The following is a 10,525-nucleotide window of genomic DNA, read 5'->3' as shown; positions in this document are numbered from 1 at the left end:
GCTCACGGCCGGCGGGAAGCGATCACTGAACACACGGGAAACCGAGCATCAGTTCGACCCATTCTCGCACGTCAGCCTCACTCGTGAACGGCCCAGGCCTCAGGGCGGCCACCCCGGGCCGAAGGGGCGACGCCGCCAGAGGCAGGTCTACTCCCCTGCCCAGCTGTGTTGGACGGAAGCCGCTGGGTCCAGAGCAGGCAAGGGGCCATGCATGAGCGAGGTGGGACCAGTCGTCCTCGTCGTCCTCGTCCACCCGGACGTGGGGTGCGCAGTCGGGGCAGAACTCGCCCTCACTGTCCACGCGCCAACCCCCGCCGCGCGGCGATCTCCCGTGCCCGGGTGCTCAGTTCCCTCAGCAGCGTCCAGGCGGGATCGTCGGCGTCCCCCGTCGTCGGGGCGGGAAGCGGTTCCCGGCGGAACGACCGGCATGGTGGGCCAGGTTTCCGGACGCTTCGGCCGCGCGATGTCGATGTCTGCGGTCGGCGAGTGTGTCCCGACCGGGGTTCGGTGGGTCGGGTGGAGCGTCCGATGCGCGCCGGCCCCGAACGGTCCGCCGCTCGCGGATCGGGTGGAAGCCTTCGGACTCCTGGGGTACGTCGACGAGTTCGATGGACGACGCATGGTCGAGGAGCATCGTTTCGTCGGCTGCCTGACGCTCGAGGAGTTCCGGCGATTGTCGGTGCCTTGGCCGAGGTCTCGTTCCCGGGAAGCGACCGGTAGGCCGATGATCGGCTGCTGTTTGTCCGGCTCCTCATGGATGCCGACAGCGGCCATGGGCGTGAGATTGAGCGGCCGGCCACAGCGTGAGACAGTCGAAGGAACCGCTGGTCACGGCTTCGGTGGCGGCCATGAGCCGTGGGACCCTACATGCTGTAGGGTCTCAGCCGCCGTGGCACAGTCTTGAGCCGAAGCACGCTGGTTGTCACATAGGCACGGTTGTTGTCACCAAGCACACGGACGCGCCGAGCGGGGTCTGTGTCGGCACTCCGGCCGCGGCTGGGCGAAGGCTGTCGGTGGCAGTTCGTAGGGTGCCCGCGTGAACATCGATGATCTTGCTTGGCAGGCGCGCAACCATGGTGGCGTCTACCCGCGGATGGTGCGGACCCTCCTCGACCTGGGGCAGGTGGAACTGCTGATCCGGGCGGCGCGGGAGCGTGGGGACTGGAACTGTGCGGAGGCGGCGGCCCGGGAGTTGTGTGCGGCCGGGGAGTTCGATCGGGCGCTGGCCCTGGTGGACCCGTTCACGGATATCGGCTGGCGGGCCGCCGAGTGGGTCACCGCCGAGATCATGATCCGCCGGGGCGAGGGCGACGAGGCACTCGTGATGGTGCGTCCGGACCCCGCCGAGCTGGGCGACGGCCACGTGTGCGCCCGCTACGCCGAGCTGTTGTCGAAGGCCGGACGGGTGGAGGAGGCCGTCGATGTGCTCACGCCCCATCTCGGGGAGTACTGGCTCCGGTCCCGCCTGGTCGAGGTGACCGAGGGCCGGGGACGCGACGACCTCGTCCTGGGGTTGCTCACGCGGGAAGCGGAGCGTGGGGAGCGTGCGGAGGCCGGGGCGTGCGAGCGGTGCGGTGAGTCCTGCGGGACGGGCCGGACCTACCGGTGGGACGTGCTGTTGCTGATTTCCCGGGTCCTGGAGCGGGCCGGGCGTGCGGACGAGGCCGTCGAGGTCCTGCGTGCCGAGTGGGCCTCGGGCCGGCGCCACCCCGTCAACTTCCCGGAGTACTACGCGGAACTCCTCGCCCGGCAGGGCCTGATCGAGGAGTTGGGGGCCCTGGCTGCCGAAGACCACCGCTCCGCTCTCGACGTGTACGCGAAGGCGCTGGAGGACGCGGGGCGGGCGTCCGAGGCGGAGATCGTGTTGCGCGAGGGGATCGAGGCCCACGACCACCCGAAGGACCGGGCGGCACTGATGCGCCTCCTCGTCCGCCGCGGGAGGGTCGACGAAGCCGTCGAAATCGGTCGGCCCACCTACGAGTACTACGACTGCTGGAACTTCCTCCACTGGGCGCTGGAACTGCTCGTCGACGACGGCCGGCCCGACCGGGCGCTCGAACTCCTGGACGGGCTCACCGACGCATACGTCGAGGAGCACCCGGACCAGGTCCGCCACCTGCGGCTCTGGCTGCTGGGCGAGGCGGGCCGCTGCGCGGAGGGCATCTCGGGGGCCACCGCCCTCAACAGGCGGGAGCCGGGCCGGTGGGACACCGCGCTGGCGCGGCTGCTGGAGCGGGACGGACGACTGGAGGAGGCCCTCGCACTGCTCCGCTCCTCCACTCACTACTTGGTTCACCACGACTTGCCCGACATGCTGATCAGGCACGATCGTCCGGCCGAGGCCCTCGACTCCATCCCCACGATCGCCGAGGCGCGCGCGACCGTCGAACAGCGGGAACGGGAGGCAGCGGAGCGGCGGAAGCAGGATGATCCCTGGTCTGCTGAGGGCGAGTTCACCCTGGAGCCCCCGTTCTAGCCAGGGGCGTACGCAGCACAGGTCCGCCAGGCCGCCGAGCTCATGGCCCGGTCAGTCGCGGCGCGAACCAGTGCCTGATCGGATCCGCTTCGCCAGCCACGCCGAGATTTCGCACAGGCCAGGTCGGCTGAGAACGCGCGGATGGACAGTTCCGCGCAGTTCGGGAGGCAGGCGGGCCGGCGCGGCCGGTGACAACAACCGTGCCTTGTCTGCTGCTGGTGACAAGTCGCGCGCCGATTCGGTGACAACAAGCGTGCTTCGTCGGCGAGAAACCGCAGGTCGGGACCCATCGTCGGTGACATGTCCCGTCTCCGATGACCTGGTCCAGTCTCAGTTGATCCGGTCCGATTCGCTCGCCGTCTCGGTCGATCTGGTCCGCGTGGCACTGCCGGCAGGCGGATACGGCGTAATCTCGGCCGTCCATTCGGCCGCCGCCTTCGACAACGACTCGGCCGCCAGTTGGCAGGTGACCACGAACGGCTCGCCCGAGCGGGACCGGCATCGCCAGGGAGGTGAGAACTCCAAGTCCAGGCCGACGCGCAGTTCGACCAGACCTGAATCGGACCGGGTGAAGTCGAAGGCCAAATTGGGCTCGGTGAAGTCCAAATGGCCACGGCCGTCGTGTTCGGCATCCGATGGTCGGGCCGCCGCTCGACCGAGCCACAGCGCCAACGCGACGGCGTCGTCCGCGGTCAACGCCTGCCAGCGGAAGGACCATGTCCCCACAGGACAGTGGGCGGACCCCTCGACGATCAGCCAGCTCTGCCGCTGTTGCGGATCAACCGCGTCGGGGAACTGGTAGCCCGCAACACCCAACTCGATGCCGTGCCCGTCAGTACCGATCAACCTCATCGACCCAGCATTCCACGCTACGAAGTCGGCTGGATCCACCCGCTCCCGACCCGCTCCGGGCCGATTCCGAGGCCGTGATCACTCTCCACCCACTCCTCTCCGGGTTCGTCGACGCGCGAGAGCAGCCCGCCGGCCACACCAGGATCTTTGGGAACCACCAGTCGTGGCCGCCACCCTCCCAGACCTGGTTCAGCTCGAAGCAGCGTCACCGGACCAGATCACCTGAGACAACACCCGGCATCCCACCGCCCGGGACCGGATCACCTGAGATTCTTGGCCGTCCGGCGTCTCAGTCGATCCGGTCTCCCCAGGTCACAGCCCTACCCGCAGACCAGATCATTTGAGACGGGACATGACAACTACCGTGCTTGGGCTCAGTTGGCGGATTGAGCGCTCCACTTGGCGGGGCTGAGCATGGTAGATGGCGAACAACTCGGCGCAGGCCATCGCCGACATGGAGCATCCGGCCGAGCGCGCGGCGGACGACCGCCCCCTGCGCCGCGGGGCCCTCTCCGCAGTACCGGAGGATGGCCATGTGACGCAGAACACAGGGTGACTTTCGGGGCTGGTTGTCGGATCGGGCCCGCGCCACCGCTGAGAGGAGAAGGATTCCCCACCGCCGTAAGGAGGCGCCCATGGCCGCCGAGGACCTGACGCCCAGCTACTACATGGTCGAGAACGACGACTCCATCCACACCGACATCGCGGAGCGGATCAACCGGTTCAACTGGGATCCGGACGGCGCAGGGGCGGTCATGGCCTTGTTCCCGGTCGACTGGACCGGGGCCGAAGGTGAGCTCGTGACTCTTCGCGAGAACGGGACCGTCGCCCTCGACCTGGACGGCGCGTTCGAGCTGCCTGAGCCGTTCGACCGCGGAACCCCTCCCACGATGATCACCACCACCACCGGCATGGCGGTGCTCAAGCCCGACCACCCGGACAACCAGACGATCGAGTCCGGGTTCCGGGCGGTGGGCGTCCCGGTGCCCGATGTGGTCCGGGCGATGAACGCCCGCGAGGCCGCGCGGACCGGGGATGGGCCTGCGCTCCGCGCTTTCGTCTCGGAGGGGCTGGGACGGTGGAGCGGATGGAGTGAGCCGGTCTCCACCGCTTTGCTCGGCAACTGGGCGGATTCGCTCTCCACCGAAGGCCGGCTCTCCCCCGACGCGGTGGACCAGTTCTTGGCCGAGGCCAGGGTCATCAACAGGCAGCTCAAGCCGATCTGGCTTCGCCGGGCCAACCGGCAGAACGTGCGACTGCTCGATGCCCCGCTCGGCGACGGGATGACCCTGTACGACGTGCTCTCCGGGCAGCCCTCCGTCGACAGCGGCTTCGAGGGCTTCGACGACCTGCGCCTGATCGCGATCCTGAAGGCTCTCTCTGAGGAAGAGCAGATGGTGACCATCGCACGCAGCCGTCCCGGGGTCGCCAACTGGTTCGAAGCTGCTCGGGTCGCCGGCGTCCCACAGCCGGAGCTCGTCGGCGAGCGGGTCCGCCGGAAGGTGAAGCGGCTTGCCAATCAGCTCAGGGGCCGGGAGACCGGGGACGGTATGGGGAGCGGCCAGTGAGCGCCGCAAATGACGACAGTCTCGCCGCGGCGATCCGCTGGGCCTGGACCGGCGCCACGCCCGCCACGGACCGTTTCGCCGGCCCTCACGCGAGCGCGGCCGACGTCCTGGAGGACATCGCCTCCGGACGGCGCCGCATCCCGCTGGCCGACGCGCGGCCCTGGGCGGACCCCGACCTCGAAGCGGTCATCGAGGAGGCGATGAACCTCGAACCCGCCGAGCGCGCGACCGCCGGCGCCCTCGCGGCGTTCGGGGCGACACGGGCGTGAGCATGTCGGCGTCGCGCCGGGCCCGGTCGAACGCGACGGCGCCGCCGGACCCGCCCGGTGGAGCCGAGGCAATTATCGCGTCACCTCCGCGACGATCAAGCCGTCGCCGTCGAAGCCGCCCTCCCGGCCTCGACAAGGCCCCGACCTCGTCGAACTCGCAGGAACCGACGACCTTACCCACGGGGAGAACGCGCGCCCGGCCGCACGAATGGCACTCGCCCACCCTGGCACCGACCCGCCCCGGGGGCGGGCGGTTCACCCGAACGAGACGAAAGACGCACGCTCGAAAGAGCAACCCTGCGGGCCCGTACGGACCCGAGCCGGAACCGTACACTCGGCGGGTACGCCGTGTGCTCGACCGGGCGAGCACCCCGCACCGAATTGGATCTCACACCCGCCTCACGCTCACCACATCCCCAACTCGTCCTACCTGCGTGAGGAACCAGGAGGTGGCTACTCGAGCCGTTCTCCCAGGAGTTGGGCGCGGGCCCGGTTGCGGAACCCGGAATCGAGTCCGGCGCTTCCGACGAGGAATCCGACCACATCGGCAGCTCGCTTGGGCGCGATTCCGTCATAGAGACCACCCATCTCCTCAGGGGTTTCGATGCGACGCCCCAAGGCGGTGACCGTGCTCGTGAATTCGAGGAGGCGCAGCGTCGGGAGGAGACCGTCGGGGGTGTTGAGTACGCGTACGACCAGTTCGCGCAGGCGGGGGTAGTACGGGGGGAGCAGGTCGACGTCGACGGTTTTGGGCATGCCTCCCGCGTCCTTGATGCCGGCCAGCAATTGGGCGAGACCACGCTTTTCGTTCAGTCCCGTGGGTCCGCCGAACAAGTATTCCTGGAGTCCTCGGTCGAGGTCGGCCACATGGGTGGCGCGCACGCTCTCGACGGCGTGGCCCAAGGCCAGGAGATACAGCCAGGCGTAATCGAACACGAGCGCCAGGTGTTGTGGATTGCGGTGATCCAAGTGGGGTGCGACAGCGGCCAGTTCGTCGACCAGGCGCATCGGGTTGTGGTGGTGTTCGGTCGTCCAGTAGGTGAACTCGCGGTATTCCAGGAGCGGGTCGAGCCGCTTATCGAGCCCGCGGAACGCGGCGAGTGACTCCGAGGCGGTAGTGGGCCGGAAGAGCCAGGACAGCGGTTCCGTGGCGAAGTCCAAGGTGCTGGGATGCAGCTCGTCCAGGCGCGCGAGGTCGTCCGTGTCGAGCGCGGAGATCCTCAACCGCGACGTCAACTGGCGCGCGGCGTCCGTGAGCTGTGCCTTGCGCACCATGAACGCGGCGTCGGCGTCGAAGAAGTCCGCGACGCCCCGCACCCAGAACATGCGACTCGTCGAGCCCTTCGGGCTGGTCTTGCAGTCCACAATCGCGCTCTGCAGCCGAAAACCGCCCGCGACGGTGAATCCCAGGACGTCCAGATCCGTGAACGCCTCGGGCGCCGCAGAGCCCCTGCTTCCACGACCGGGCGACTGCGCTGGCTGCTGCACACCGCGCAACTGAACGTCCAGGCGCGTCGTGTACCCCATTCGCCACAGCAGCTTGCGCGAGGCCACCTTCAGCCCCAGGTCGAGCTCGCTCACCGTGCACGTCCCCTTCCGAGCGCGGCGTTGGCCACGGCCTGCCACTGCTTCACGCTCACCGGTGCCTTGGCCCGGGTGCGGTGCATCGTCTGCATGGGCGCGGCGAACGACTGACCCGCGGCCAACATCTGTCGTGCCTGCTCGTCGCCGACCCGACCCGAGAGCTGCTCCCCGAAGGTGATCAGATCACGTGCGATCTGCATCGCCTCGCGATTGTCCGGCGTGTCGATGAACCTCGGTGTCACCCACTTTCCGTCGGGTCGCGTATCCGGATCGAACGCGAGAAGACCGTTCGACAGCAACAGGTGGTATTGCCGCGCGTGTGACCCGTGAGGCCGCAGGAACCCTTGATGCGGGTCGAGGAGCTTGTCGATGCTGTTTACCATCGCCCCGGCCGACAACCCGGTCGCGCCGCCGAAGTGCTGCCCGCAGCGCAGACACGCCAGGACGGCCAGCGCTTTCTCCAACACGGGCTTACGACCGCGCAGCAGCTCACGATCCAGCGTGTACGGGAGAGAGGCGAAAGGCTGCATCACCCCGTCGGGACGCTTCACCGAAGGCGCCATCAGCAGCCCCCGCGCGATCGCGTCCTGGAGCAGAGGCTGTGTGTCGCCCACCGGCAGGCCCTGCTCACCGCTCACCGCGGCGAACGCGGCCGCGAGCTCGCCCGCACCGTGATCGCGCACGAGGTCCGAGATCACCTGGGGGTTCTCGAAGCCGAAGAACGGCGAGTACAGCACATCACCGTCCGGAAGCTGAATGCGCTTGACCAACTCGGCACGCTCACCCACCTCCAACAGCTGAGACATCGCCGACGAGTCCAAGCCGGCCTCGTCGGCCACCTCCTCCTCGGCGGTCGGGCCCTCCGACAGATGATCCACGAGCATCACCATCTGCTCCTCGATCTCCGAAGGCCCCCGGGCACGCCACGCCGCACCCAGTTGCGCGTACAGATCACCGTAGTACGGCACGTTCTCCGTGAAACCGACGATCTTGCCTTTGGTACGCCGCACACCCTCCACGAACCCGATCTCCGCCAAGGCCTCGACCACCGCGTCGAACGCGAACTGGTTCACGTCCAGTTGCTCGGCGGCTACCGCGCGCAACGCCTGAGCGTCATCGATGACCTCCTGCCCGCGAACGAGCGCCGCCAGGCTCCCGGCCATGCCGATCAACTGCGTGTCCGCCAACGGAGTCAACGACCCCGAATTCGGGTCCACATTGCGCAACCCGGCGTGTACGTCCTGACACCGCAGACCCTCGTCGAACGATTCCACGAACCCCCCTCGGCCCCGTGATCGACAGGATCGACAGTCTGGCAGCCGACCACCGATCCCGCGACGCAGTTCCCGACGTCGGCTTGCCGCCCCTCCTCCTCCGGCTCGTTCCGCACCTCCACAGTGGCGGCCGTGCGCGCCGTGCGCTCGACGTCGAACCCGGCTACGTCGTCAACGCGTGGATCCACGACGGCGCCCGCTCCTGGGCGATGGTGACCACGCTGCCCGACGGTCGTGTCCGCGCGGGGCAGGGCGGCCCGCGCCGCCTGGTCGACGAACTCGAGGCCGCGTGGGACGCCTGGGATCGCGACGGGCGCATTCGCCGCTGGGACCACGGCGTCACGATTACCACCGAGGAGAGTTCGTGTGGGCCGGTGGCACCGGCCGCCGTTGGCCCATCCCCGCGCCGGTGTCGATCACGGGGTGAGCCTGCGGCCGGAGGGGTTGTCACCCTGCTGAAGGCTTTGGTGGGTCGTGGTTCTCCAAGGGCTCGGGGTGGTGTGTGGTCTGTTGTGTGTCGTCGCCGTCGGGAATGAACGCGTATCCGCCGTCGCGTTGTTCGACGCGTGCGGAGCTCAGGGTGATGCGTTCGTGTCCGAGGGGGATGTGGACCCCGTTGAGGACGAGGTCCAGCGATCGGTGGATCGCCCAGGCGATGGGGTCACCGGCGAGGACGAACGGCTTGAGCGGCTCGGGTACGGGCCCGGGCACCTCGAACCCGCGCCAGGGGCCGGCCAGGGTTCCTTCGCGGAGCACGCGCGCGGTGTGGACCAGTCGGCGCACGTCCGCGTGGAGGGTCCGGGTCGGGTCGGGGACGGTGACCCGGGCGCTGGTGTGGTCCTGGATGTGCGCGAGGGCGCGGACCATGGCGAGCAGGGCCGGCGACACCAACTCCTGCTCGTCGCCGTCGGTCCCGGGGATGGACAGGGGGACGTCTCGGATCGGGCCGTGGGCCGCGGCTATACGGAACCGATGGGGCGCGCGGAAGTGCGCGGCCGCGGTCAGGCCGGGCAGGATCCGCTGCGGCGAGGCCCCCGTGAGGTCGCGCATCGCGAGGTTCATGTGGAAGCCGCGGGATTCCACGTCGACGAGGAGTTCCACGTCGAAGACGCCGTGTTCCTCCCGCCCGACCGTGCGCAACCCCTGCCGGTGATACCCGAGCGTGGCCGGTTCCATGGACAGCAGGGCGGTGTCCGTGACCGTGTCCTGTTCGTCGAGGACCTGCAGGCGCAGCTCGTAGGGCACGGCGTTCTCGTGCGGCAGCGGGTCCATCGTGAAGACGCCGCGGGTGAACTCGCCGCCCAGACCGTGGGGGAAGTCGACGTCGAACCGGAAGGTGTGGGCGTCCGCGCTGTCCAGGCGCAGGGGCGCGCCGTAGGTCACGGCGGTGTCGATGGCGCGTGCCGCGTCGCTGTCGGGCTCGACCGCGATCCTCAGGTTCGTCGTGACGGGCCGATCCTGGACCGCCTGCGGGTAGCGCCAGCGGATCTTGAACGTGATCCAGGGGCCGCCCGCGGTTGTCTGTTGTTGGGTGGCGGCCACCAGACGTGGATCGGTGGGGATGTCGGGGCGTTCGCTGTCGATGCCGAACGAGTACTCGTAGTGGGGATCGTGGGTGTTCAGCGCCCGATAGAGGTCGTCCAGCCCGCGTGCGATGTCGCTCGCGGGCACGACGGGGCCCAGAGGTGAGGGGTCTTCGCGCAGGCCCATGACGCGCATGACGCGTTCGAACTGGGCGGCCATGCGTGCCTTGCCGTCGTGCAGGTAGTAGTCGACGACCTCGGGGAACGCGGCGGCGAGGCCTTCGACATGGGTCCACCCGCGCCAGTGGCACGGGTATCCGGCGCGTGCGGTCAGGCCGTCGAACCAGGTCAGGTTCTCGGTCGTGGGGTTCAACGGGACCACCAAGCGCCACTCGACGACGACGGCACCCTTGCCGGCGGCGAACTTCCGCAGGCGCTCGTAGGAGCTGGTGATCTGCCGCTTGTGATCCTTGTTCAGAGTCGTCGTGAAGTACTTGATCTGATCGACGATCCACCCTCGATCGGTCATCTCGATGACGTCGATACCGCCGTCGCCGCGCGAGGGTCGCTCGGCTCGGGCAAGCGCCGTTGCCCGGGCCCGAAGCCGCGGCCCGTCACACACGGGGAAGTCGTGAACGAATCCTGAGCCCTCATCGACACGTTGCCGACGAAGACAAGGAAGAGCCCGTCGGCCAAGCGCCGAGCACCCGTATCCGAACCCGACGAAAACACTCGGGACTTTGCACACAACTGCGGATTCCTACTCGCTCATCCACCTGCGCAAGGCATCCGCCACCGCCACCGTGCCGGGGTGTTCCCCGCCCAGCAGCCGCTCGTGGTCGGCCAACACCCGCTCCAGCAGGGCGATGGCCTCGCCGGTCCGCCCCGTCTGCCGATACGAGGCGCCCAGGTTCGCCCGGGCCGTCAGCGTGCTGGGGTGTTCCGCGCCCAGCAGTCGCTCGCGGTCGGTCAGCACCTG

8 protein-coding genes are annotated in these 10,525 nt (G+C 68.9%); 3 read left to right on the top strand and 5 right to left on the bottom strand.

Annotated elements, in window-relative coordinates; genetic code table 11:
• The first annotated feature begins 1,036 nt into the window (after positions 1–1,036).
• Complete coding sequence (locus ACFZBU_RS47690) at positions 1,037–2,476, top strand: tetratricopeptide repeat protein (protein WP_391590106.1); 1,440 nt, start codon at positions 1,037–1,039, stop codon at positions 2,474–2,476.
• A 330-nt stretch (positions 2,477–2,806) separates the two neighbouring features.
• Here the strand turns inward: ACFZBU_RS47690 and ACFZBU_RS47685 are convergent, their stop codons facing one another.
• Entirely contained in the window at positions 2,807–3,328 is a 522-nt protein-coding gene (locus ACFZBU_RS47685; RefSeq protein ID WP_391590105.1) for a hypothetical protein, read from the bottom strand.
• Positions 3,329–3,963: 635 nt separating this feature from the next.
• Here ACFZBU_RS47685 and ACFZBU_RS47680 point away from each other — a divergent pair.
• Positions 3,964–4,896 carry a hypothetical protein gene (locus ACFZBU_RS47680; RefSeq protein WP_391590104.1) on the top strand — a complete coding sequence of 311 codons (933 nt, stop codon included), beginning with the start codon at positions 3,964–3,966 and terminating at the stop codon, positions 4,894–4,896.
• On the top strand, positions 4,893–5,165 hold the full coding sequence (locus ACFZBU_RS47675; protein ID WP_391590103.1) for a hypothetical protein: 273 nt from the start codon (positions 4,893–4,895) through the stop codon (positions 5,163–5,165). Before ACFZBU_RS47680 ends, ACFZBU_RS47675 begins: the two co-directional genes overlap by 4 nt.
• 453 nt (positions 5,166–5,618) lie before the next feature.
• Here ACFZBU_RS47675 and ACFZBU_RS47670 read toward each other — a convergent pair whose 3' ends face one another.
• The 4 genes from ACFZBU_RS47670 to ACFZBU_RS47655 all read right to left on the bottom strand — a co-directional run.
• Entirely contained in the window at positions 5,619–6,746 is a 1,128-nt protein-coding gene (locus tag ACFZBU_RS47670; protein WP_391590102.1) for a hypothetical protein, read from the bottom strand.
• Complete coding sequence (locus ACFZBU_RS47665) at positions 6,743–7,936, bottom strand: hypothetical protein (RefSeq protein WP_391590101.1); 1,194 nt, start codon at positions 7,934–7,936, stop codon at positions 6,743–6,745. The genes ACFZBU_RS47670 and ACFZBU_RS47665 overlap by 4 nt, the downstream gene beginning before the upstream one ends.
• Before the next feature lie 534 nt (positions 7,937–8,470).
• The gene (locus ACFZBU_RS47660; protein ID WP_391590100.1) at positions 8,471–10,075 is read right to left on the bottom strand and encodes a hypothetical protein; all 1,605 of its coding nucleotides are present in this window, start codon (positions 10,073–10,075) and stop codon (positions 8,471–8,473) included.
• Between the two features lie 231 nt (positions 10,076–10,306).
• Positions 10,307–10,525 (bottom strand): tetratricopeptide repeat protein (locus ACFZBU_RS47655; protein WP_391590099.1); only part of this gene is annotated, 219 nt, incomplete at its 5' end.

Source organism: Embleya sp. NPDC008237, from assembly GCF_042956465.1.
Classification (GTDB): domain Bacteria; phylum Actinomycetota; class Actinomycetes; order Streptomycetales; family Streptomycetaceae; genus Embleya.
This window is presented reverse-complemented; position numbering and strand designations above follow the sequence as displayed.